20 protein-coding genes and 2 pseudogenes are annotated in these 24,651 nt (G+C 63.5%); 20 read left to right on the top strand and 2 right to left on the bottom strand.

Features of this window, described 5'->3' with window-relative positions:
- Positions 1-154 precede the first annotated feature (154 nt).
- From QJS31_RS15620 to QJS31_RS15535, 18 genes are all read left to right on the top strand, one after another.
- Entirely contained in the window at positions 155-1,081 is a 927-nt protein-coding gene (locus QJS31_RS15620) for a hypothetical protein (RefSeq protein WP_306357013.1), read from the top strand.
- Positions 1,082-1,435: 354 nt separating this feature from the next.
- A complete protein-coding gene (locus tag QJS31_RS15615) occupies positions 1,436-1,873 on the top strand; it encodes a contact-dependent growth inhibition system immunity protein (RefSeq protein ID WP_282777292.1) in 438 nt (145 codons plus the stop codon).
- A 12-nt stretch (positions 1,874-1,885) separates the two neighbouring features.
- Positions 1,886-2,335, top strand: coding sequence for a hypothetical protein (locus QJS31_RS15610; RefSeq protein ID WP_282777291.1), 450 nt, complete (start codon positions 1,886-1,888; stop codon positions 2,333-2,335).
- 76 nt (positions 2,336-2,411) lie between these two features.
- Positions 2,412-3,002 carry a hypothetical protein gene (locus QJS31_RS15605; RefSeq protein WP_282777289.1) on the top strand — a complete coding sequence of 197 codons (591 nt, stop codon included), beginning with the start codon at positions 2,412-2,414 and terminating at the stop codon, positions 3,000-3,002.
- Positions 3,003-3,206: 204 nt separating this feature from the next.
- The gene (locus QJS31_RS15600; RefSeq protein WP_282777287.1) at positions 3,207-3,497 is read left to right on the top strand and encodes a hypothetical protein; all 291 of its coding nucleotides are present in this window, start codon (positions 3,207-3,209) and stop codon (positions 3,495-3,497) included.
- A 47-nt stretch (positions 3,498-3,544) separates the two neighbouring features.
- Entirely contained in the window at positions 3,545-3,874 is a 330-nt protein-coding gene (locus tag QJS31_RS15595) for a DUF5361 domain-containing protein (RefSeq protein ID WP_282777286.1), read from the top strand.
- A gap of 101 nt (positions 3,875-3,975) precedes the next feature.
- Entirely contained in the window at positions 3,976-6,348 is a 2,373-nt protein-coding gene (locus QJS31_RS15590) for a hypothetical protein (RefSeq protein ID WP_282777284.1), read from the top strand.
- Positions 6,345-7,238 (top strand): phage tail protein, encoded by an 894-nt coding sequence (locus QJS31_RS15585; protein WP_306357012.1) that lies wholly within the window; start codon positions 6,345-6,347, stop codon positions 7,236-7,238. Before QJS31_RS15590 ends, QJS31_RS15585 begins: the two co-directional genes overlap by 4 nt.
- The gene (locus QJS31_RS15580) at positions 7,238-8,860 is read left to right on the top strand and encodes a phage tail protein (RefSeq protein ID WP_306357011.1); all 1,623 of its coding nucleotides are present in this window, start codon (positions 7,238-7,240) and stop codon (positions 8,858-8,860) included. Before QJS31_RS15585 ends, QJS31_RS15580 begins: the two co-directional genes overlap by 1 nt.
- A 19-nt stretch (positions 8,861-8,879) precedes the next feature.
- On the top strand, positions 8,880-9,911 hold the full coding sequence (locus QJS31_RS15575) for a hypothetical protein (protein WP_306357010.1): 1,032 nt from the start codon (positions 8,880-8,882) through the stop codon (positions 9,909-9,911).
- Positions 9,912-9,993: 82 nt separating this feature from the next.
- The gene (locus QJS31_RS15570; protein WP_306357009.1) at positions 9,994-11,001 is read left to right on the top strand and encodes a hypothetical protein; all 1,008 of its coding nucleotides are present in this window, start codon (positions 9,994-9,996) and stop codon (positions 10,999-11,001) included.
- A 4-nt stretch (positions 11,002-11,005) separates the two neighbouring features.
- Positions 11,006-12,052 carry a hypothetical protein gene (locus QJS31_RS15565; RefSeq protein ID WP_306357008.1) on the top strand — a complete coding sequence of 349 codons (1,047 nt, stop codon included), beginning with the start codon at positions 11,006-11,008 and terminating at the stop codon, positions 12,050-12,052.
- 92 nt (positions 12,053-12,144) lie between these two features.
- Positions 12,145-13,437 (top strand): hypothetical protein, encoded by a 1,293-nt coding sequence (locus QJS31_RS15560; protein ID WP_306357007.1) that lies wholly within the window; start codon positions 12,145-12,147, stop codon positions 13,435-13,437.
- Positions 13,437-13,871, top strand: coding sequence for a hypothetical protein (locus tag QJS31_RS15555; protein WP_306357006.1), 435 nt, complete (start codon positions 13,437-13,439; stop codon positions 13,869-13,871). Before QJS31_RS15560 ends, QJS31_RS15555 begins: the two co-directional genes overlap by 1 nt.
- Before the next feature lie 12 nt (positions 13,872-13,883).
- Positions 13,884-14,648 carry an N-acetylmuramoyl-L-alanine amidase gene (locus QJS31_RS15550; protein ID WP_306357005.1) on the top strand — a complete coding sequence of 255 codons (765 nt, stop codon included), beginning with the start codon at positions 13,884-13,886 and terminating at the stop codon, positions 14,646-14,648.
- A gap of 5 nt (positions 14,649-14,653) precedes the next feature.
- Positions 14,654-14,848 carry a hypothetical protein gene (locus QJS31_RS15545; protein WP_306357004.1) on the top strand — a complete coding sequence of 65 codons (195 nt, stop codon included), beginning with the start codon at positions 14,654-14,656 and terminating at the stop codon, positions 14,846-14,848.
- Between the two features lie 77 nt (positions 14,849-14,925).
- Positions 14,926-15,288 (top strand): hypothetical protein, encoded by a 363-nt coding sequence (locus tag QJS31_RS15540; protein ID WP_282777144.1) that lies wholly within the window; start codon positions 14,926-14,928, stop codon positions 15,286-15,288.
- A 202-nt stretch (positions 15,289-15,490) separates the two neighbouring features.
- Positions 15,491-18,094 (top strand): hypothetical protein, encoded by a 2,604-nt coding sequence (locus tag QJS31_RS15535; RefSeq protein WP_306357003.1) that lies wholly within the window; start codon positions 15,491-15,493, stop codon positions 18,092-18,094.
- 847 nt (positions 18,095-18,941) lie between these two features.
- Here the strand turns inward: QJS31_RS15535 and QJS31_RS15530 are convergent.
- A pseudogene (locus QJS31_RS15530) lies at positions 18,942-19,484 on the bottom strand (transposase family protein); the annotation flags it as partial.
- Between the two features lie 850 nt (positions 19,485-20,334).
- Here QJS31_RS15530 and QJS31_RS15525 point away from each other — a divergent pair.
- Together QJS31_RS15525 and QJS31_RS15520 are read left to right on the top strand one after the other, a co-directional pair.
- On the top strand, positions 20,335-22,194 hold the full coding sequence (locus QJS31_RS15525; RefSeq protein WP_282777140.1) for a hypothetical protein: 1,860 nt from the start codon (positions 20,335-20,337) through the stop codon (positions 22,192-22,194).
- 31 nt (positions 22,195-22,225) lie between these two features.
- The gene (locus tag QJS31_RS15520) at positions 22,226-22,756 is read left to right on the top strand and encodes an SMI1/KNR4 family protein (protein WP_282777138.1); all 531 of its coding nucleotides are present in this window, start codon (positions 22,226-22,228) and stop codon (positions 22,754-22,756) included.
- A 342-nt stretch (positions 22,757-23,098) separates the two neighbouring features.
- On the opposite strand, the pseudogene QJS31_RS15515 reads toward QJS31_RS15520, so the two are convergent.
- Positions 23,099-24,576 (bottom strand): annotated as a pseudogene (locus QJS31_RS15515) (IS1634 family transposase).
- Between the last annotated feature and the right edge of the window lie 75 nt (positions 24,577-24,651).

The following is a 24,651-nucleotide window of genomic DNA, read 5'->3' as shown; positions in this document are numbered from 1 at the left end:
AACTCCAGCTTGTAGAGGTCAGCTCCTGGTGAAGTGTACAATCTGGAGCGTAGATTGTCGGCACTTATGAGCCGGATCGCGCCTCAGGTAGCTGAGTACAGTCAAACTTTCGAGTACAGTCACCGACCAGCAACCGCCGGCTGGAGAGTTGCCGGTGAAGAGCGGATCCCTAAGCGGTATCATCTCGGATATAGGCTCCCAACTGACGAGCAATGGCGCGAAAGGCGTGCAATTGACAATGAGTAGCGCCGGCGATGCTTCGATCGAGCGTCAACGGCTCATGACAGAAATTATCGATCATGTGCGTGCACAAGCCCCCCGTAATTGGCGTCAGATTGACTTGACCTATATTGCAGTTGGCCGTGCTATCGAGATGAAAATCGGCGTCGATACAGCAGATGGTCCGATGCCTGGCATTGGTGGTCCAATAGATATTCCTCGTGCAGTGGACCAACTACGTGATCTGATGTACATACCAGACAAAGGCACGTGGTTCACCATGAGTGTACGCATCTCATCGAGTGGTGATGTTTCGACGAAGTTTGGGTACAGTGAACCGGAAGAGGATACGCTAGCTGGATTTGACCTCCAGGAGGATCTTGATATCTATCCATGTGAGGAAGTACCTGAGTGGATGCGACGTCTGTTATCTTCCCAAGATTCCGAGAACCTCCTTTCGATACAGGAACCAGATGTATCGGCGCAATCTTTTGCAGCTCCGAATGCTCCGGCAGTAGACCGCGCCGTTGCGGCGGAGATTGCATCGCGGTTCATTCCTGATGAGGTTGGAATGCGTTATATTAAGTCGGTTGCGCAGATCCCAGTCCTAAATGAACCTGCAATGATATTCAGAGAGATACTCGAAAATGGGTTCGAGCATAGAAAGGTAGAGATCTATCCGGATGGTCGAGTTGGTCTCGCTGGCGGCCTTATTTATACTGACCTCACTTCGTTAGAAGATGATCCGATTCCGTCCTTGGATGAACTTGATCGTGCCTGGGGCACGTTTTCGGCGGAGATATCGCCGGTAGAATTTCAAACTGAGTGGATCGCGTCGGGCGGCTGGACTGAGTCGGAATGATTTAGACTGAGGTGATCTCACCAAGGTGGGCTCACAGGTTTCGGCAGTGTGATGGAAGTCCTTGGGAGACACGCTGATTGGGTGCTGGATATGGAACGTCGAGTCGGGCTACATGCCCAAGTACCTTTTAAATGGTGCATGGGTAGGCGAATTTGAAACATAGTCCTGATTGGCCGATAGCTTTGAACCGCCCGGCTATAGCATCCAGTTGAACTGGAATATGCAGGACAAGGGTGCTGGCGTCATGACTCACCCTGTGGAGCATCTAAGTTGGATGCCTCGGCTTTCAGGGGTCGCATCTTGTCGAGTCGGGAGTAGTACAGCTGCTGAATTCGGGTTGGGTACTTACGCACGATGAAACTTAGTGGACGGGTTGAAAAAAGTAAATCTCTTCAGGAGCTTGAAGGGACGTGCTGGCCGGAATTGAGAGAATTCCCTTCCGAGCTAGTTGCTGACGTCTATCGGCTTCGCGAGATGCCGATTGGGGAATTGAACCCGACGGCGCTCGCCAGGCTGATTGGGCAGGAGATCGGGCTTCGATGGTTGATCCCCGTCGCACTAGATCATCTGAGTGAGACAGTTCCTGATGAGAGAGCGGGCGGATTCTATGATGAGGATCTACTCACCGCAGTTGTCACGTGTAGCCTGGAGTTCTGGCAGGATCATCCCGAGTGGGCCAAGTCTCTCGCGAAAACGACTCGCGACCTGAGTGAAATTGGTCCCTATTTGGTTGAGGATGTAGCAAGATTTATTGAATTCTCCGCTCGTCTAGGGCTCAATGATAGTGAATGAGCTTCAATTTGAATGGAATTGGTTATGTCCGAACGTATAGAGTTCTCTGATATTGAAAGCTGTCTCGTCGACCTCTTGACCGCTCAGTTTGCGGCCCTGCCGGATACCGCTCAAGTAGTCACGACAGTGCCCGACCCGAAGCCCGCCCGCATGGTGCGGGTCGCTCGGAACGACCGCAAGCCTCGGCTGGACGTCGAGGACAGGGAGGGCCGTCGTGGCGCTCACCTGATCCTCGATCGTCCTCGGGTGGTCTTCGAGTGCACCGATGACGCCGGTGGCGCGGCCGAGCTGGCCGCGCTGGTGCGCGGGATCGTGAATGCCGCCGCACCCGGGTACATCGGCACCGCGTGGTGTGACCACATCGAGGATGCCGGCCTGGAAAACGACACCGACCCGGTGACCGCCGCTCCGCGGTACACGCTTGTCACCGACCTGATCGTGCGAGGAAGAGTCCTCGCGTGACTCCCCCGACAACGCGGGAGTAACAACTGAATACATATCCCTAGGGCCTGCGCAAAATCCCAAGGGAGACAACACAATGGCTATGCCCTCCAGCAAGTTCATCGGCGCCGGCACCCCGAATATCGCTGTTACCGGTGGTGTCCTGGTCGCCCCGCTGGCTTCCACGCTGCCGACCTCCGCGGACGGCACTATCGATGCCGCGTTCAAGGCGCTCGGCTATGTGTCCGAGGACGGCATCGAATCGATGGGTGAGCGGCGGATCGAGTCCGTGAAGGACTGGAACGCCGACATCATCGCGCAGCTGCAGACCGAGCACTCGGTGCGTTTCGGTCTGACCCTGTACGCGGCCTGGGATCAGGACGTGCTGCGTGAGGTCTTCGGCGAGGACAATGTCACGCCGACCGCCGCCACCTCCACCTCCGGTGCGCTGTACACCGTGACGGAGAACGGCGCTCCGCTGCCCCACCGCGCGTGGGTCTTCGACATGGCGAACGAAGAGAAGAAGCTGCGTATCGTCCTGCCGAACGCCAAGATCACCTCGGTCACCGAGAAGAAGTTCGTTTCGACCGAGCTGGCCGGCTTCATGATCACCGTCGAGGCGTTCAAGGACGACAGTGGCGTCAAGGCGTACCGCTACCTGAACGACGGCAACAAGCTCGCCGCCTGATATCACGACGGTTCCGACCGTCACCTTCCGTGAGTTCGAACCCCACCGGGTCGAACCATGTCTGAGGACGGCCCCATGCCGTCCGACAAGCCCCCAACGGCGGCGGGATTTCCATCCTATGCGCAGGCCCGCCCGTCGCCGTTGGGCCTTCTCATATCAACACCTGCGCATGCACAACTACTACTCGAAAGGGTCTGCGTAACAATGACTTCTCCGAAAGCCCCCATCACCATCGCCCAGCCGATCAAGGTGAAGGACGACTTCTTCTACCGCGTGAACGGCGTCGAGATCCAGCTGCCGTCGCTGTCCTACCTGAAGCCGGGCGTGGTCCGCCGGATTCGGCGACTCAGCGATGTGGACGCGATGTACACCCTGCTGGAGATGAGCCTCTCGCCCGAGGCGCTCGCGGCCCTGGACGATATGGATCCGGACGCGTACCACGAGATGCTGGAAGCCTGGCGCGCACACTCGGGGATCAGCCTGGGGGAATTCTGAGCCTCGATGCTCTTCTCGAAGAGTATTGCGAGGCAATCGAATACGACTTGATCAGCCTCGGTCTGCGGTTGCGTCGGCTCGGTACTGACGAACTGAGCTGGCGCGACCTCAAGGCCGTCGTTTCATTCCTGCCGCCCGACTCGGCGCTGATGCGCACCATGCACCCGGAAACCTATCGGTGGCAGCTGGACCAGCAACTGCTGGCGGAGATGACCGACTGCCTGCGGTGGATGATGTGGTCCAAGAGCGACGACGCCCGCCACGGGCGCAACCGACCCGCCCGCATCCCGCGGCCCGGCGTCGAATCCGATCGGGAACGGGTCGGTACGGCCATGAGCATCGACCGGATCAACGAGTTCCTCGGCTGGAGCGAGTAGTCCTCGCCGGTGGCCGGGTGCGGGCGCAATCGGCCCAGAAAGTGAATGCAATTGTGGACAAGCAACGCCCACCGGCAATGACACTGCCGGACATTCTTGCGATGACAACCAATGGGCAGCCCGCACCCGGGAAGCGGATCACGCTGCCCAGCGGCGCGGTCTGGGAGGGAGGACCCACCGCCGGGACCTCGCTCATCACCCTGCCCGACGAGGACCCGATTCTGGTCTCGGACAACGGTTCCGGGGCGCCTAACACACTGGTTGGCCGTTCCGGCCCGTTCGGAGCTCTGGCCCGTGCGTTCGAGGAAGTGCTCGGGCACGTACCGAACTTCGTCACCGATCGGGTGGCCGCCGAGACGCGAAATCTCCTGCGCGGGCTACCCGCGCCGGATGAGGGGGAGACCGAAACCCGGATCATCAAGTTCAGCTCCAAGGCCACGCTGCTCAATCCCGCCAAGAAGCGCGGCGGCTCCGGCGGGGACGATGCGGTCGAGCAGCATGATCCGGACTCGGACGAGACACCGGTCCGTCGTGCACGCGGCGGCCTGGTGCACCGGCCGGGCGATTTCATCAATGGCCTGATCCCCGGATTGGGTCCCTCCACCGCCGACGATGTCCCGCTGCTCGCATCCCGTGGCGAGTACGTGGTCAATGCCGAGGCGGCGGCGAACACGCTGTCGCTGCTGGACGCGATCAACGCGGGCTGGGTGCCGTCGGCCCAGTTCCTCACCGGGATGCTGGAGGGGTTCACCTCGCCGCTACCCGAAACCGTCGCCACGACACCGACTCTCGAACAGTGGCGCGGACTGCTCGGCCAGGGCGTGATCGCGGACATGCTCGGCAACGCCGGTGCGGCCGCGGTGAACGCCGCCGGTTGGGCCGGGTCGGCGCTGGGGTCGGCGCTGGCCCCGCTCTTCCAGCCCGGCGGCCCGCTGAGCGATCAGGCGCAGCGCATCGCCAACCCTCCGGTGCGGACACCGCCGAGTTCGACCGCGCCGGGGGCACCGCTGCCGCTGACCGCTTCGATGCAGGCCAAGCCGTCCGGGATGCTCGGCGCACTGGCGGGCCTCGGACTGCCCGGTCTCGGCGGCGGCAGCATTGGCGGCGGGAACGCAGAGCTGAGCGCGCTTTCCAGTGCGCTGAGTTCCGGAATCGCCGGAGCCGCAGCGGAAGCCGGGAGCCGGGTCGGCGCTGCCCTGGGAGCGATCATCGCACCGGCGCTGGGGCCTTCGGGGCAGCTGGTGCCGGAGATCGGCGAGCAGCTGGGGCGGCTGATCGGGTCGCAGTTCGGCGGTGAGCTCACCGCGTCGATGAGCCTGCGGACCGAGGTTCCGGGGCAGCCCGGCACCGGAGGCGGTGGTACGGGTGCGACGACCAGCGCGGATGGAACGCCCACCGTGGGGTCCGGCGCGGGACTGCCCACGAACGGCGGCGGCAGCATCGTGGGTGGTGCCGGACCCGCGGCTGCCAGCGGTGTCTATGACGCGGCCGGGGAGGGCTCTCGCTGGGTGTATCTGCCGAGCGATCCGGAGAAGGGACTGACCGGCGGGTGGGCGTACGTGACGCCGACCGACTCGGGTGTGCGCACCGCCGCGCCTCCGGCGGGCACTCAGATCGAGTCCATGATGCCGGACAAGGACGGCATCGCTCCGCCCATGCTGGATTCTTTCGAAGGCGTCGACTGGTTCGGCGCGCTCACCGGGAACGGGCCGAAAACCCTCGCCCGCGAGTCGTATCCGTACAACCAGTACGAAGGCGATTTCAAGGGCCTGCTGCAACTGGCATCGAGGAAGGTTGGCAACGATCTCGGAACCCTGCTCTCGCCGATTCTGGGAGCGAATGCTCCCAAGGCACTGGGCGATCTCGCGGCGATTCTCACCGTGCCGATCGGGCAGGCGTACGCCGACGCCGATCCGAATGGCGACTGGACCACCACGATCGGCCATTGGCTGAGCCAAGCCACCGGAATTCCGTGGAGCCCAACCGGACAACAAGGTGCCGGGGGAGTGCCACAGCCGGACATCCCGCAGCAGATCGGCCTCAACGCCCTGTCCTCCGGCATCCAGGGCCTGCAACAGGGCGGCCTGCTGCGCGGCCTCACCGGAGCGATCTCCAGCGCGGCCTCGTCCGCTGGCAGCCTGATCGGCGGCGCGGCAGGCACGCTCATCGCGCCCTTCCTGGGCCCGGCAGCCCCACTCGGCCCCGTCATCGGCCAGATGCTGGGTTCGATGGTCGGCGGCATGATCGGCGATCAATTCACCCGCCCCATCGAGTGGGCGGGCTACGCGGTGAAAGAACTGGTCGGCACCGGTTTCGGTCTCACCGATCTGGCGGAAGGCCCGGGTGGACACACCGCCCGCGTCGATATCTACAACTTCAACGGCACAGACCCCAAGAGCGCGTCCATCGCGGTGGAGCGGGTACGCCGGCGCCGGGCTCTGGCGCAGCAACGCGGAGGAGGTTTCGGGCGATGACCCACCAACTTTTGGAAACCCACGGCACGAAGGTCGTGCTGTGGGATGTCAACGGCCGGGTGTGGCATCTGTCCGGCACCAATTCCGGCCGTGAGGGTGTGCGGCTGTCGCAGCAGGCCGGGTACATGTTCGCGCCGGTGCAGCTGCTCGTCTCGGAAGGTGCGCGTCAGGACGGCGCGACCTTCATTCGATCGGTTCGGTCGAAGAAGGAATGGGATTTCCTGGTCGTCGTGTCCGGCGCGGCGAAAACCGGTGGCGTGGATCCGATCCGGGACTTCCACGCCGTGCACGACGCCTGGTTCCGGGGATGGTCGACCGACAAGCCGGTGACCGTCGGCTACTACACCCGCCACCAGGGCTGGCGATTCCAGCAGGCCCAGTTGGACGCGGCTCCGGAGCCCGTCGGTGATGTCGATCCGGCGCGCAATGCGATGGCCGTGTACAAGATGTCGGCCACCGCCATGGACCCGCTGGAACACCACTTCGACGAGAACTCGGTGTGGACCAACACTTCCGGCCTCAATGAAGGCATCGTGCGCATCCGCAACGCCGCCGACCAACCGGCGTGGCCGCGGTACACGATGAACGGTCCGGGCAGGTGGTCGATTCTGGACCCCGTCGCGGGTGATGAGGTGCGCATGGTGCAAACCCCCCGATTGGGCGCGAACGAGACCCTGCGGATCGACACGCACCCACGCCACCGGACGGCGCGCCTGTACACCGACTCGGATACGCCGGGCCGCAATGTCTGGGCGCAGCTCGCGGGCCGCCGCTGGCTGCAATCCATGGCGCCCTGGTCAGCCACCGATATCACGGTGCAGGTGGACGGCGGCACGATCGAATCCAGCATCGTCGCCACCGTGACACCGCGATCCTCGAGGCCGTTCTGATGAGCGCCGGAACCTGGGATCCGCACACCGAAGTGCGGCGGATGGACGAGATATTCCGCGCGGATCAGGAGCAGGCGCGCAATCCCGATGTGCTGGTTCGCTTCTGGGACAAGTACATGCGGGAGGTGGGTGAGGAGCACAGCTACCTGTCGCTGGAGTTCACCTATCCGCGCAACGCGGCGGGCGGCCTGAAGATGATCTGCCCGCGGGATATGACCCACTTCGATCACCTGTTCGGCAACAAGGAGGACGGCGCGGACGCCACCATCCCGATCACCGTGAACACCAAGGGGTTCCGCTGGGATGGCTACGTCACCAAAGCGTCGATCGTGCGCGACGAGAACGGTGTCGAAACCGTCGACATCGAGGCCATCCATGCCTGGAACCACGTCGCCACCATCTGCTGCTGGGCATCGCCTTTCGCGCCGGTGCTCGCGCAGTTCCCCCGGCACCACATCCTGTTCGGGCCGGTTCGCTCGTTGGTCACCACCTACCTGACCATGAACCTGATGCGGTTGCAGGCGCCGGGTTGGCAGCCACCGGACCTCATCGAATCGCCGGAGTGGAACGGCGTCGGCAATACGTTGTTCCCGATCGCGGTGGTGCCGGTCGACCCGTTGCGGGACACCAGCCGCTGGAGCGCGGCGTCCGCTCGATTCGACATGGCGGACAAGCTGTTCCAGCCCATGCTGGAGGACTCGGGCGTCATGCTCACCGCACGGTTCTTCCTGCCGGGCGAAGACGAGCAGCCCGCCCCGGAATGGTTCCACCTCGAGAAGCCGACCGTGGTACTCGAGACCGTCGACAAGTCGGGCGTCACCGGTAGCACCGGCACGCTGCTGGATGGAATCCAGTCGTGGATCGAGGAATTCGCCGACGACGGCACCACGCCGGTCCGGTACCCGCGCTTCGATTCCACCACGGAATACGAGGCCGTGTACGGGCAGCCGGGCAAGTTCGGCACCTTCAAGAACTTCCCGTGGGTGTGGTACTTCGAAGGCGAGTATTCCGGCATCGGCGCATCCGAGGTCGCGCTGCACAAGCCGACCGCGACCGACGTGATCATCGGTGGCCGCTCGCCCGGATGGGTCAACGCCGGAATCGAGGTGGTGATCAAGGGCCTGCTGTCCCTGATCGGCCTGGACTTCCTCTACCGCGGCCAGCTCAACGACGTCTTCCTCGCCTGGATGGTGTACCGGGACATGGGCCGCGTCGAGCGCGCCGGGCCGTACGCCTTCCGCGAGCTGTACATCACCGGCAGCGACAAGGCGTTCAACCTGGACGGCCTGGTCGCCGGTCGTCAGGGCCTGCACCTGACCCGCGGCTACACCAGCCACAAGGTGACCATCGAGGACAACGCCCCCTATCTGCTCGGCCGCGACTTCGGGCTCGGCGACCAGATCGGATTCCAGCTCGGTGAGTACGTCTTCACCGACTACGTGACCGAACTGACCTTCTCCGACAACCGCGAAACCCCGGCCGTCTGGCAGATCACCGTCGGTGACGGCTCCGACGAGGAGGACTCGATCGTCAAGGCGTGGCAGCGGCTCGGCCGCTTCGCCGCCGCCATCAAGGATCTGTCCACCGATGTCGGCGCGGACCTGGATCTGCTCATCTTCTAATCCCGCTGGAGGAAACACTATGGCGGACATCAGTTTTCCCGCCCATCTCACCGTGCAGCGGCAGCTGGACGTGGATGGGCTGCCGATTCTCGAGGCGAACATCGCCGTGGCCGACGAGGTAGCTGGGCTCGAACTACCCCAGGGCCCGGCCGGGGAGCGGGGGCGGCAGGGCCGCCCGCGCACCACCTCCCGAAAGATGGGGGAGATCGCCACCGCTGCGGAGCGGCCGAGCGGTCTCGGAGCGGCCGATCGCGGCAAGTGGTGGCATCGGCTCGACACCAATGGCATGGATGTGTGGACCGGCACGGCGTGGCGGCATTCACCGGACGCGGTCGGTCCGAAAGGAACTGTGGCCGATGCGAATACAGTCACGGCCGAGACCGTGCATGAGCGGACGCTCACCCAGCCCGCTGCCGAGTTCGAAGGTACCGGCGCGCAGCTGTTGCGGGTGACCGCACCGGCCGGTCAGCCGGGTGCCAAGGGACCGGCCGGGGCGTCCGGGGCGATCAACGAGTCACCGGACTTCGACCAGTCGCTCGTCCCCGTGCCGGGAGGCACCTTCGCCTACCACCCGGCGACCCGAATGTTCCGTCCGCAGCCCCTACCGATGGCCGTCGGCCCCTGGGTGTGGTTCAACGAGGACTTCGCGGCGGACCAGGCCGCGTCGGTGCCCCAGTTGATCGCCGGAACCTTCACCGTGCCGGCGCAATCCTTCGCGTGGCGACCGGTCGTCTACGGACACATGCTGCTGTCCTCGCAGGTCACCGGCTCCCAGTATGTGCGGGGCATGGTGCGGATTCATCACTCGCAGGGCCAGGTCGCGGCCGCCACCGTCGGCACTTCCGGCGCCTACTGGTACCAGCCGATCATTCCCACCTACCGCGACGAACAGACGACCAAGACCCTGTCGCCGTCCTCCACCTTCGCGGTGGTCCCGGCCGGTCAGCCAGCCAATCTGGTCGTTACGGCCGAACGTGGCGGGAACGGCAGCGGCAGCATCGGGTACAAGCGCGCGAACGCATCGCTGGTCGTCTACGCCCAGCCCATCTGAACGAGGTCATATGTCAACCGTTGGTGAATATTTCCGATCAACACTCATTCGCGGTATCGATGAGGGAATCGGTGGGCCGGGTGTGGTGCAATCCCTGCAGAGCACACCGAGCGACGGCTCGCTCGAACTCATGACCGGCACCGTCGGTCCGGCGGGACCGGAGGGCGAGCCGTGCCCTGCCTTCCGCTGGGAAGGCGATATCGCAGACCAGGCCGCTCTGACCGCGCTGGCATCGAAACTAGGTCCGGCACAGGCAGGTAAGGCGTGGCGTGTCCTGGCCGGGGACTCGCTGGTCTTCTGGAACGGTACCGGCTTCGATACCTTCACCGAGGCGTTCGGAGCTGCCGGGCCCGATGGTGATACCTGCACGGTGACCCTCGGCACCGTCGATACCGGCCCGGCCGGATCCGATCTACAGGCCACCATCACCGGTACCCCGCCCAATCTCCGTCTGGACCTGACGATTCCGCGCGGCGTGCAGGGAAGTCAGGGGCCGGCGGGTGGCCCGGGGCCGATTCGCAACGCGCCCGACTACGCCGATGGCGCGCATGTCGACGGAGCCGTACCGGTGTGGAATACGGCACTCGGCAAGTGGGTTCCGCGCGCCTATCCCGGTATCCGCGGACCTTGGTCCATCGTCGAGGGCACCGCATGGGACGGTGGGGCCGGTTTCGCTCCCTCGCAGAGCAACACCTCCACGTCCCCGAATACGGTGGCACGCTTGAATGTTCCGGCGCAGGACACCGATTGGCGGCCGATCGTGCACGGCGGCGTCACCGTCCAAAGTACCGACGACAGCACCACATTCGACGAACGCATCGACGCCGAGGTGCGGCTCGGTTCCGCAAGTGGACAGATCCTCGCCCTGGGAACCGGTGTCGGTGCGGGCATCGACGTGCACTGCCGCTTCCAGCCCTATTTCGGGGCCCGGATCACGCCCGACAGTGCGGTGGGAGTCGTTCCCGCCGGGCAGCCCGCAGTCCTTCATGTCGTACTGCGACGGGCGGCGGGCAGCTCCAATTACCACTACTTCATGGCCGGCGCTCAGATCACCTGCTGGGCCCGCCCGGTCACCACGACTACGGAGTGACACAGTGACCGAAAACCCGAACACCGTCTACGACGACGATGTCATGATCACCATGCGCGGTATCGCCGATTCGGTCGGACTGCCGCACACCGTCAACCCGATCGAGCACGTCGACCGCGAGATGCTCGTCGAACTGCGCCAGGGCCCGACCGGCCCGGTCGGGCCGGACGGCGCACCCGCGTGGCCATGGGAATGGCAGGGTGACGTCGACGATTTCACGGCTCTGCAGACATTGCGGCTCACGACGGCCGATGCCCGCAAGGCATGGCGTGTCGTGTCGGAGAATGCCGTCTACTACTGGACCGGACTCGAGTTCATCGCGTTCGACCGCGCCTTCGGCAAGCCTGGTGCGCGAGGGCGTACGAACCGGTTGACCGGCTCGGCGGTGGCGGGGCCGGTGGGTTCCGCCGCGACCGCGCGACTCACCGGGACCGCACCAGAACAGCATCTGGAGATCACCTTCCCGCGCGGCGAAACCGGTCCTGTCGGTGAGCCAGGTGCGGCCGGTCGCATCCAGGACGCGGCGGATGTCTCGATCGATGTCGAGCATCCGCTCGGGCAGGACTACGTCCTGTCCTGGAACGCCGATCTCGGCAAGTTCCAGCCGGTACCGAGCCCGCGCCTGAACGGACCGTGGGCGATCGGACAGGGGCAGATCAACGGTGGCACCAGTCTCACCGATGCGACGAAAACCATTGCCGCCATCACTATTCCGAGCCAGCCGATGTCGTGGCGACCGGTCGTCGAAGGCTGGATCAGTATCGGCACCGACAAGGGGCAGCCCACCACCCGCTGCGATATCGAGGTGCGAATCGGCTCTCCGGAAGGCGAACTGGTGGCACGTGGGCACGGCTCGTCGTCGCCGATCTTCGCCCTCGCCCTCATCGCGCCGGAAGCCGACTACCCGCTGACACCCGATTCGGCCATCGGCGTCGTTCCGGCGAACCAGACCGTCACCCTGTACGTCACCGTGCGCCGCAAGGTCGGTACCGGCCGCTACTCCGTCCGCGCCAGCGACGCACAGGTGATCGTCTACGCCCAGCCCGTGTAGCGCGCACGGATTCCCGCGGCTCGGCTCACGAGCCGCTCAACTCACAGCCGGTGCGTCGATTCCGGCTGCCTCCCGCCCGAAAGGACTGACCCATGGCCGAACTGCCTCCGCTGAAGTACGGAAAGGTCGTCGGACGCTTCCTCGCGAACGTCGCCGACGGACCGGACATCGGCGACCTGCCCGAATTCCTGCCGCTGCGCGGCACCCTCACCTTCACCGCCGACGCTCCCAAGATCCTCGTCGGTGGCGCCGAACCCGCACCCGCCACCTATGTGCAGCTGCCCGAGCACTACGAATGCCAGCTGGACGAGTTCGGCTACCTCACCTGGCGCGGGAAGCGCGGCGTGCGGCTGGTCGCACCCGGAGCGGCGACCAATCCGACGGACTGGACCTGGCGGGTGTCGTTCAACCTGAACTATGACGGCCGCCAGATTCCCATGGAGTCGTTCAGCTTCGCCGTCACCGAGTATGTGGCGGGTCCCGATCCGGAGAACCCGGATGCGGGCTCGTCGGGCCTGGTCGACCTGACCTTGGTCGCTCCGGTTCCCGCCAGCCCCGGCAATGCCGTCGTACGCGGTGAGCGGGGCGAGGGCATCCAGATCGACGGACAGGTAGCCACCTACGGTGAGCTGCCCGCGTCTCCGGCCGACGGCACGCAGTATGTCGTCACCACCGACGGGCTGCTGTACGTCTACCACGCGGCCGCGGGAGGCTGGACCCCCGACGGGCAGGGCATTGTCATTCGCGGCCCGGCGGGCACCACCGAATGGTCCGGCATCACCGGTAAGCCGGCGACCTTCCCGCCGACCATCGGTGCCACCGCGACCACCGCCGTCGCCGGTGACGATCCTCGGCTGAACGATCCCAGAACCCCGCTGCCGCACACGCATCCGGCCAACCAGATCTCCGACTCCACGGCGACCGGCCGCGCGCTGCTCACCGCGAGCGACGCCGCCGCCGCCCGCACGACGCTCGACACCATCGCCGGCAACGACTCCCGCCTCACCGATGCGCGGGTGCCCACCGCCGCCGGGCAGGCGTACGACATCGCCTTCAAGTCCCACACCGGGACTCGCGCCGCGGGTGCGGGCAATGTGATGCCGGAGGGTCTGCGCATCGAGCGGCCGATCAATATCACCTCGATCACCTATCACGGTGAGACCGCGGGCACCGGCAACCTGGTCGTCGAACTGCGGAAGAACGGTACGACCATTCCGGGCACCGCCGCCACCATCGCCGCCGCCGGCCATGCCGGCGACACCGTGGTCACCACCGGCGCGCCCTGGGCGCTTACCGTCGGCGACCGGCTGACGGTGTACATCACCACGGCCGACAGCCCGGCGGGCAAGGGTCTGCAGGTGAGCCTGAAGGGGGTGACGTCCTGATGCCGATGATCGTCGTCACCGGGGGCGAATCCTTCATGCCGTCGGGCATGAACAAGAACGGCACCCAGAAACTGACGGGCAGCTGGGCCGAAATCACCGGCTGGACAGCCGATACCGACAACTATCCGGGCTCCACCCTCTCGGGCAATGGTCTGCGCGCGCAGGGCAGCAAACCGAACGCCAGCGTGAACGCCACCCTCGCTTTCTCGGGTGCCAGCGGGACCGGTCCCACACAGCAGGCGCGCATTCTGGTGAACGGCACCGTGGTCGCCACCGGACAACAGCTGATCGGCGCGTCCGGAACGCTGACGGCCTCGGCCACCGTCGCTCTCAACGAAGGCGATGTGATCACCGTGCAGGCATTCGGCACGGCACAGCTCTCCGGGTGGGAGAGCACGATCTCGGCCGCCGGCTCGCACGTCCGCATCACCTAGAGCGGCACGGCCATGTCATGGACCGGAGATCCGATCTGGCTCGCGGACGTGCTCCGCGCTGCCGGACTGCGGGTCATCGAACACGACGGCTGGCGCGACCGCGGGCACGGCGACTTCCGTGACCTGCGCGGCGTGCTCTGCCATCACACGGCGGGCGGCGGCGCGAACGACTGGCGGATAGTGCAGTACGGCCGACCCGATCTGGAAGGCCCACTGGCACAGCTGGTTCTGGAACGTGACGGCACCTATCGGGTGATCGCGGCGGGCGTGTGCTGGCACGCCGGCCGCGGCTCCTGGCCCGGTTGGCCCACCGACAACGCCAACTATCACGTCGTCGGCATCGAGGCCGTATCACGCGGCGATGGAACTGACTGGACCCAGGCGCAACTCGACGCCTACAAACGCGGCTGCGCCGCCATCCTGGCCCGCATCGGCCGTACCGCCGCCGATTGCGTGGCCCATCGCGAATACAGCCGCGAAGGAAAAATCGACCCGGCCGGAATCGACATGACGGCGTTCCGCCGCGATGTCCAGGCCCTCATCGACGGAAAGGAGACACCGATGACCGCAGCGGAAGTCAGCCGGATCGAGGACTTCATCACCGCGTTCTGCGGCCCGATCAGCAGCGACGTCAAAGACATTCGCGAACAGCTGTGCGGCCTCGCCCAGCGCGACGCCGGACAGTACGGCGGCTGGCCGCAGTTGGACAACCTCACCGTGGTGGACGCGCTCGCCGACATCCGAGCGCGGCTGGACCGACTGGAACGGCGGGAATGACAGCCATGTCGAACCCGAGTCGCCAGCACATACCTGCCTGGACCCCTGGGAATGTCAGCGCCGGTAGTCCCGCCGACACCGGCCCCAACCGGGTGTTCAACTTCAACAACATGAGCGAGGCGCAGACCGCGCACCTCGTCAAGCGAGTCAATCGCGGTCGCAAGATCGTCAAATCCGCTGGAAGCGCGCACAAGGCGTAGACGTCTCGTGTCGCAATGAACCCACGAGGGCGGTGCTCCGGAGCGGAGCACCGCCCTTCTGCATCAGGAGTCCTCAAATGACCGAAATCATTCACGTCGGCGTGTGGCGCAGCACCGAATGGTCGACCATCCAGATCCCCAACGGCGCCGAACTCACCTGGGCCAAACGCGCCACCCTCGGCATCCCGGGCGGTTCCCCGGACCCGAACTACTTCCACACCTACTGGCGTGTGCCCGACTGGGTCTACGGCGAGCGAACTGCCCTGATCCGCGAGGGTTCCTACCCCAGCACCGATATCGAAGGCAACCCGATCCCCAGCCTCTCCGGTATCCCGGGCGCGGTTCCGTTCATCAACAACGACGTCTTCTTCTGGATCAGCACCGCCAATGTCGTCCCGGGTGACTATCCACCGAACTCCAGCCTCGCTCCCACATCCTGACACCCCGGCCTCGTATCCGGTCGAGACGACCTGATGCGACGCGGAGCGCGGGTGGGCGTGACTCGCCCACCCGCGCTTGTCTTTTCATCAGTCCCGAGCCCGAGTGGCCGGGACTTTTTCATGCCATTCTCCTGGAAGGTCTGCTTCGGATGTCCGAGAACAAAGCTGTCGATTTCGGCCGCGTCGTGGGCGGGGTCCACCTATGAGCGTGGCGGGGATCGATTGGAAGCGGCGGGCGGATTGGCTGGATTCGCTGACACCGCTGTCGGCCGTCGGCGATGGCGATGAAGCGGCACGGTCCGGTGGGCGTGTGCACACGTTCTCGGGGATGAACCCGGAGCATGCGGCACGCAAACTCGCTCGAATACTGGCCGCCGAGGACCTGCAAGCCACAAGACCTATTGCTTCCTCTGGACGGTCAATCCCGACGGCACAGCCGATCGCCGTGCCGTATAACCCGGATGCGCCGGGTGGTGAGCAAGGCCCGATCCCAATTCAAACGCCGCCGCCCGATGGGGAGACCCCGCCTGTCGCACCGACAACAGCGCCACCCGAGGATTCCGCAACGGCTCCGCTGGTGAACAACCCGCCCCAGCAGTCGGCCCCGGACCCGACTGTCTTCGAGCAGATGTATGACCCGGGCAGCACCGCCGGTACACCCGGAACACAGATGGCGCCGTTCATCCCTGAACCGGATGCGGCACCGCCGGTGCCGCTGAACCCGGACCCGTTCTTCCCCCCTGATCTGACCGGCCGGCAAGTCGGTGATTCGTGGACAGAAGACTGGTTCGACGGACAAACCCGCCGGCTCAGCATCCCGGAAGGGAATGGTCTCAATACCGTCGACATAGCCATAGTCGATGCCGAAGGCAAGGTAGTCACCACCGCACGAGTGGCGCGAGCGTCGGAGGGCCCCGGGTACCTTCGGTGGCAATCCGATTCCCGTGGAAACTCCACGTACTTCGAGACACCTGACCCCGCACAAGGCGGTTATGGCCAGCACTTCGGTGCTGGTGTGCCGACATCGGGAGCACCCACCGCGGAGTTCCGGGTCGGCCCTGACTGGGCCACGGTCGTAACGCCCTCCTACGACGCCGACGGCAACGCGGTCGGCTACGACGTCGGCACCCGCAACGAACAGGGACTTTACGACAACGAACACACCGATTCACTCGGCTACCGCACTCTGACCGCGACCGGGCGTGATGCTCAGGGGCGGTTGACATCTGAGTTCGTCGGTCAGTTGGGTCCGGACGGGCGGGGGTGGCTCCTCGATGAGCACGGTCGCCCCGCCGAACGTTTTCTCGATGGCAATGGCAAACCTGTTGTCATATCGACTGACCCGACCACGGGGCATCGCACCGTGTTGTTCGATGGCGGTCGCAATGTCTTCGACTCCGGTGACAATCTGATCGGCCAGTTCGTGGTGGGTTCGGATGGCCGGATCCTGTCTGGCTGGTCCAAGCAGGCCTGGTACTCCAGAGAACGCACCGAGTACCACAGAGGACCGTTCGGCCTTCTGCGTGAGGAAATTGTCGACCCCGTCAGCGGTATACGCGGGCAGATCCGGTACCTCGGTGATCACACCGAAGTTTCCTACAACGACGGCAGCGTCGTCGTGTTCGACCGCGACGGCCGAATCGTCGATACCCGTGGCTTCGGCGAGAAGGCCTTCGCGGCGGCCCGCAACTTCGGTCGAGGCGCGAAGAATAACGCATTGGCCATGCTTGAGGGCATTAGTGCGCTATCCGGTTTCAACGACCAGTTCAACACCGCTGCTGAATGGCTCGGATTCGAACCGAACCTCGCTACCCGAGCCGAAGCGGGCGAAGCTTTCGCGCTGGGTATCGGAAATATGCTGGTTGCCGACATCTCTGCGATCACCCAAACTGCCTGGGGCGCGTATAGATCCCTCACCGGCCAGCAGAGCTGGAATAGGACCTGGGACAACATCTGGCATTCCGCTCTGAACAGCTACAACGAAAAGTCCAAGTTCTTCATCGGTACCGACTGGTCAGCCTTCACTGATAATCCCGCCGAAACACTCGGTTCTGCCACTATTGGCATCGCTGCCTCCCTTCTACCAACGAAGGGGGCGGGTCGAATTGTCCACGGCGCAAATCGAGCCAAGCCACAATTCGAATCTGGAGCGGCAGCCGTAGAAGCAGCAGTTCCGCCCGCGAATAAGGTCGATGTTGCTACGGGAGCTCCTGGGCTTCATGTGGCAGCGAGGCTAGAGATCGCGGAACTGCCGGCTGGCCCAGGCAACCGTAATGGGCAGGTCGCTGACTTCAGCACTCAGGGAGGGCGTACTGCTTCAGGGGGAGGGCGTACGGCTTCAGGCAGAAATCACGAACACGGGGTTGACGCAGGGAGCTTTCAGAAGCGCGACAGTATGTTGCTGCAGAGATCATCTGAATTCGAGCACGACGGTCACACTTCCCGTAACAACTGGGGTACGTCGGCGCAGATAAAGCATGCTACAGGGTCTTCTTCTCGCGTACGCCAACGCGCACTCAATATAGTTGTGAATTCTTCGGACTTCAGCAACTTCGGATTCACCTTCAAGCCTGTCTACAGTCCTACTGTGTACACCGGGATGGCGAACAGAACTCTGGGGACGCAAATTGGTCGGACACGGTTCCACTCTAGGTTGGAATTGAGGAGGACTATCGTGCATGAAGAACTCCACCACCGCTGGTATGCGCGTGGTCGGGTGAATCATCACCCTAGAGACGGCAGCGGAACCTCAAAGTTGTTCTATGATACGGTTAACCGTTATCTGAGATTTAGGGGATGGATGTAATGGAGCAAGCTCTTGAGTTCACGGTTTCGTGCATCAACTGTGGCGAAGAGACTCGCGGGTGGCAAGGGCAGGAGTTGCCCGACGGTGCAGACAGCATTCGATGGTTCTCTGAATGGCAGTGCCCCACCTGCGGTGTTGTGAGCGATGACGGGGGCGACGGGGTAGGTTCGAACTCGCTTCGCTGTCTTCTTGTTGAGGGTTTGGGCGGCTTTGCTCTTGGTCCGTTGTCAGGTCGGACGGCAAGGCTAACAGTGTCCAGGGTTTTGCGCGAAGAATATGATCTTACTTTAGCCGAGGCGCTCGCCATGTCTCGGAGCTTGGAATCCGGAGGATGCACTCTGACGGCAATTGAGGTGGAATCAATTGTTAGGAAGATCAAGCGGCATGGATGCGATGCTGAAATCGTACAGGTCACATTTCCTAAGGTTAAATCTCAGTGATTTGCATAGAAGGTGATCCGAATACGGTTCTCCGGCACGGCCTTTCGTTGGACCGACCCGCCTGACGAGCTTGGAAATTTATACGGAGTCGGGCATGGATGAAATTCAGATAGTTGTACTTTCAGGTGATGGTAAAACGGTGCGGATACCGCCCAATGGTGAGTTTTTGCTAGGGGAAGGAATGCTGTGATCACAACTACAGGCCCTATTGCCCGATGGCTGTAGGGCAGGGCCGGTGATGATCGGTCATCGTTAGTGGAGGCTTGCGTTCAACTTGCGAGTAAGGTTCTGAGGGTGCTCGCTCTGTTTGATCTATCCGAGGATGAAATCGACGCAATCCTGACCTTCGAGGGTGAGGATCGCACAGTAGTTTCATTTTCCGACGAAATTCAGGTAAGGAGCCCTCTTCATCCTTGGTGTGTGGCGTGAATTTCGCGGTCCTGCAGGACGTGGATGGCCTTGGCGAGGCGGCCGGCCTTGTACGGGCAGCACCGCAGCTTCGCCAATACACGCCAGCTTTTGAGCTGCGCGATCGCGCGTTCGCCGTGGCCGCGCAGGCGCGCGTGAGCGCGGTTGGTGGCCTTCTGTGAGGCCGGTTTGTCCTTGCCCTTGTAGGGAGTCAGCAGTGCGGTAGCACCCTGATATCCCTTGTCGCCCAGGGTGATCCAGCCGTACCGTTCGTGTTCGGTGAGGATCTGCCAGATCCGGGCGGCCTTCAGGTCGTGCACGCTGCCCGACACCCAGACCGGATCTCCGTCGGGAGTGGAGATGACCTGCACGTTCATGCCGTGCCGGCGGTGTTTGCCGAAGTAGAAGGGCCGGTCGGCAGCGACCCGGTCGATCGGGATCAAGGTGCCGTCGAGGATCAGGTAGGCGTGGCCGTCGGATTCGGCCCGCCGCAACGCTTTCCGCAGGCTCGGGGCACGGTCGGCGAGCAGGCCCACGGTCTCCTCATCCGCGAGGGTTCCTACCCCGGCACGGATATCGAAGGTAACCCGATCCCCAGTCTCTCCGGTATCCCGGGCGCGGTTCCGTTCATCAGCGACGACGTCTTCTTCTGGATCAGCACGGCCAATGTCGTCCCGGGCGACTATCCACCGAACTCCAGCCTCGCCCCTACTTCCTGAACACTCCGGCCTCGCGTCCGGTCGTGACGATCCGATGCGGCGCATAGCGCGGGTGGGCGTGAGTTGCCCACCCGCGCTGTCCATTTCATCAGTCCCGAGCCCGAGTGGCCGGGACTTCTTCATGTCATTCCCCGGAAGGTCTCTGTCGGATGTTCGAGAACAAAGCCATCGAAGTCGGTCGCGACGTGGGCGGGGTCCACCCATGAGTGCGCCAGGGATCGATTGGAAACGACGCGCGGATTGGCTGGATTCGCTGACTCCGCTGGCGGCCGTCGAAAGCCGTGGCTCGGCGCAGCCCCGTGGGCGTGTGCACACCTACACGGGAATGAACCCGGAGCGTGCGGCACGCAAGCTCGCTCGAATACTGGCTGCCGAAGACCTTCGAGCCACCACGCCCGTAGCTTCCACTGCACGATCAATTCCCTCGGCACAGCAGATCGCGAAGCCATACGACCCGGATGCGCCGGGCGGCGAACAAGGCCCGATCCCTGTTCGAACGCCGCAGCCCGACGGGGAGACCCCGCCGACCGGGGTCGCACCGACACCAGCTCCGCCGAGGCGGCAGCCGTCGGAGACAGACGCACCGGCGAATTCAGCTCCCGCAGGCACCGGGCCGACTGTCTTCGAACAGCTCTATGACCCGGAAAGCACTGCGGGAACGCCGGGAACGCAGATGGCGCCGTTCATACCTGCACCGGATGCGACGCCGCCCCGACAGCCACAGATCTCGCAAACATCCGCGAGTCGCACCGACGATCTGCTAGCCCAACATGCGGCGAACCCCGAGGACCCCGGCACGGCTACGACGGCCGCACTGCCGGACCTGGTAGCGAATCCGAGGACGATCTTCCTGACGGGTACCGCCTATACCGAACAGGATCTAGCCGCCGACGCCGACCTGGTGCGCCAGGGACCGATGTTGGGGCCGTACATCGGTAACGGACTGAGCGCCTACGACCGGGCATGGATGCGGATCGATAAGGCGCGCTACACGCCTATCGAGCAGCTCTATGACTTGCAGTGGGCTATGCGCGGCACCTCCACCGTCGAGGAGATGATCAGGCAGCAGCAAGCGATGCTGCGCCTGCAGGCGGCGGGAATCTCATGGCTGGATCCGGCCGTCCGAGAGCATGTCGATGCCGTGAAAGACCTTCCGGTCTTGCTCGACCCAACTCAACCACCCAAGTACGCACCACCTGCGACCGAGCCTGTCGCCTCCGCACCAACCCCGTCCCGGCCGTTCAATATCAATCAATGGCAGGCTGATATCTCGAACAGCGTCTACGGCGCGGTCGACGACATGTTCGTCAACCCTGCTGTGGTGCTGTGGGAGTACGCGCGTGGGGAAGGTGGTCGTAGCGCTGCGGACGCCGCTCGGGCGGCCGCTGAACTCGGCTTCAATATCGTCACCACGATCCCTGGCCCCGACACTGCGATTGCCGCCGGCGGGGCTTGGTTCCTGCGTGGGATTCGACGGCTGGGTCCGGAAGCGCGTGCGCTGATCGAGGGCGCTGACAGCGCTGCCGACGCGGCCCGGGTGGGCAACCAGCTCCAGGCTGAACGCCTTGTCGATGAGGTCGACGCGTTCGTTGGACGCCAGCTACCCGGTCCCAGTGCGTCAAGCCCAGCACCGCCGCCCCGAACAAAACCACACAATCCCGCACGGCCGGTGTCTTCGAAACCACCAGCAGGCCCTGCGACAACCAGTGCTGGCCCGCGTCAGACTCAGTTCCCCGATTTGGGTCCCGTCAAATCCGTAACACCTGAGGATCCGCGAATACCGGCTCTGGGAGCGGTAATTCCACAGTTGCAACGGACTCCAGACCGATGGGCTCCGAACTTCGCCCGCAGCGGGTTCGAAACGATCAGGCAACTACCTCGGCAGCTCCGTCATAGAGTCGACAACTTTGCAGCATCGACGGCATCGTTCATGCAAGAGGTTTTGGCGGCTTTCACACTGTCGCCCTTACCTGCCGGAATACCCAATAACCTTGCCCCGTCAGGTCTGATAGGGGCCACACGATTCAACATGGCCGCCTCATCTGGCAGTCGAATTGCTGGTCGAGGGTCTAGGCCCACGTCCTCACATGGTGCGCAGATGAGGAGGGCTGGGGCTACTGCAGGACCGGTGGAGTTTAATGTTCCGAGGTCCCTTAAGGGAAGCCTGACGAGGGAGCAAAGAGAACAGGCGCAGGAGTATGTTGATGCCGCCAATGAGGCGCTCAAAGCCGGCAAGCTGTCACCGACGGGGAGGGTACGTCCGTCGGATGATCCACAGTTGAAGATCGATAAGGAGAAGGCTGCTGATGCTGAGCGTCGTCGAGCGGAACTGGCGGGAGAACCTTATGGAGACAAGGCTGCAGCACATCTGCCGGATACCACTTGGGCGGGAAGCGCGCAACCACCGGGTGGCTGGGGGCGACACGATGTGACTATCAACGCAAGTCTGGGATCGCAGTCTGATAAGTATCCAGTCGGATACAAACCGACGGTATTCCGGCTTCATCCAGACTGGGGCTATACAATAAACTAGAGGTTCGGGATCGATATGGATAGGATTATTGATGAAGGAGCGCTTGACGTGGCCCGTGCTACTCGGTATGGCAATCAGTACTAAGGGAGAAATGGAACAACAAGGGAATTATCTTGGTGGTGTGACCTTGCCTCGTGAGAAGGCTGCTGAACTAGCAGTTGTAGATTTTGAGCGTAGCATCGGTGAAGTATTGCCGTCGTCGTATCGTTCCTTCTTGCTGCATGCAAACGGTTGGGAAGAATTCTTCTATACAATGGATCTGTTTGGCCTTCCGGAACTTCTAGGAAGAGGGAAGTGGCGTCATGCTTCATTTCTATTGCAAACATATTCCGACGAGGGCGATTTGTGTGATTCGGGTCTGGAAATTGACGGGCTGATTCCAGTTGCTGCGAATCAGGGGCGCGATCTCGTTGTCACGGTCCGCGAAGGGTGGCCCGGTGCAGGCGCGACTGTTTGGTTTGACGGAGGAGTAATCGGGAGATTTTCTGATTTTCAAGAGTTTTTCGAACATGTAGTCGATATGGAGCGGGCGTATCTTGCAAGAGGTTCCTCTAAACCATGATTCCCGTGGGCATTGCTCTTGCGGTAATCTCGCTGAGTCGACGTGCTGACCTTCAGTTTGTCGCCCGGGTTTTGACAGCCACCCTTCCAGTCTGCCCGGCAGCGGTTCCGAGAACTGCGGTGCTATGCGCTGAAGCGAACAAGGTGGTGGTCGAAGATGCGTCGGCGGCATAGTTGAAGAAGGGCGCTTTAAGATCCCTTCTTGCAGTCAGGCTCCATTTGCCCTGCCCTGCGGCAGTTCCGGGGACGGTGGTGTAGCGCGCCGCGCGTAGGTCGTCTCCGGCGTCGCGGTGATTACGTCCAGCTTTTCGACCAGCGACGGTGGTACCTGACTTCGGTCAGATTAGTGCGCAAGTCCGTCGGGTCCGTGGATTCTGCTGAGGATTTCGTGGAGGTCGGTTGGTAGCGGGTCGGCGGCGGTGAGGGTTTGGTTGCCGGCGCGGATCTCGATGGTGCGGTAGCGGCGTGTGGTTTGCACGAATTTCTTGATGCTCCAACCGGTTCGGGTCTCGATCCAGTGGGAGATCGCCAGGGCCGCGAACACGATCGTCAGGTGGGCTTCGATGGACTCGCGTTTGTGGTGATAGATCGGGCGGGCCTGCAAATCGTGCTTTGACATGTGGAAACTCTTCTCCACTCGCCAAAGGTGGTGATAGGAGTCGATCACGAAGTCCGCGCTGACCTCGGTCAAGTTGGTGGTGTAACCCTTGAGCCCGGCCAGGGCACGGGTCTTGGCTTCGAGGGTGCAGTCGATCGATTTGGTGGCGCCGGTGAGCTTGATGAACCGGTTGCGTTTGACCGCGACTTTGCCGTCGACGGCCTTCTGGGCCTTGGCGATCTGTTCGTCGATGCCGCGCGGGGTGCGCCGGGCGCGGTCGGCGCGGTACTGGTAGTAGATGACCCGGTCCGGGATCCCGCGCGCCTTCTCGGCATCGGTGGCGGGCCACGGCTGGGTGAACACATGCCGATCAGGAATCGCCATGTCCGGGTGCAGGTTTCGCCACTCGGTCACGACCTGCGGTTCGCGAGGGATGCGGCTGCCGAGGATGAACGACAACCCGGCCGCTTGCAGGGCCTTCTGGTTGGATTCGGAGATCATGCCGACGTCCGCGACGACGGTGACCTCGCTCAACCCGTAGGCGGTCTTGAACGCGTTGATCACCGGCAGCATCGTGGTGGTCTCGGCGCGGTTGCCCTCGAACGCCGACACCGTGAGCGGAACCCGGTCGCGTCGGTGAGCAAACCGATCGTGACCTGCGGTTCCAGGCGGCGTTCCTTGGAGAAACCGGATTCGCGGAAACCGTCGCCGACATCGGTCTCGAAATACAGGGTCGACACGTCATACAACACCAGCGACGCCGGACCGAGACCGGCGTGTTTCGCGCACGCCACCGAAAGCTTTCGTCGGAACGATTCTTTCGCGTACCTGGGCAGTCTTCGGGCCACCGTCGAATAGGACACGGTCGGGGTCCCGGTCTCGGCCAGTACCCGGGCGGCATCGGCTTTGCTGGTCGGCTCGATGACCCTGGCCAGCACCAGATCCCGGAACACCGCATCGCCGGTGACCGCCGCGAACCCCAGCACCTCGAACACGTGACACAACCCATCCCACAGATGACCCGCCCGGGAACTCACGATTTCCACAGTGCCACTGGGCAATTCAGCGGCTCGGTCACCGATATTGAGGTCGAGCACGCCCTGGCCGCCGGCCAGCCGCCGCGCGGCGGCGGCCCACAGCGCTTCGAGCTCGGTGTCGTCGTGGGCGGACCCGACATGCTCGATCTCCCGCGCACCGCGCCGCGACGACCACACGATCTGCACTGCGGTCGCCCCCGAAGCGGTCCTCACCGTCCGCACGTAGGCCACCCGCCCAGCCTACGAACAGGCCACCCCGAA

This window comes from Nocardia sp. CC213A (assembly GCF_030766805.1).
In the GTDB taxonomy this organism is placed as follows: domain Bacteria; phylum Actinomycetota; class Actinomycetes; order Mycobacteriales; family Mycobacteriaceae; genus Nocardia; species Nocardia otitidiscaviarum.
The sequence above is the reverse complement of the archived record's forward strand: the minus strand, read 5'-3'. Positions and strand labels throughout refer to the sequence as shown.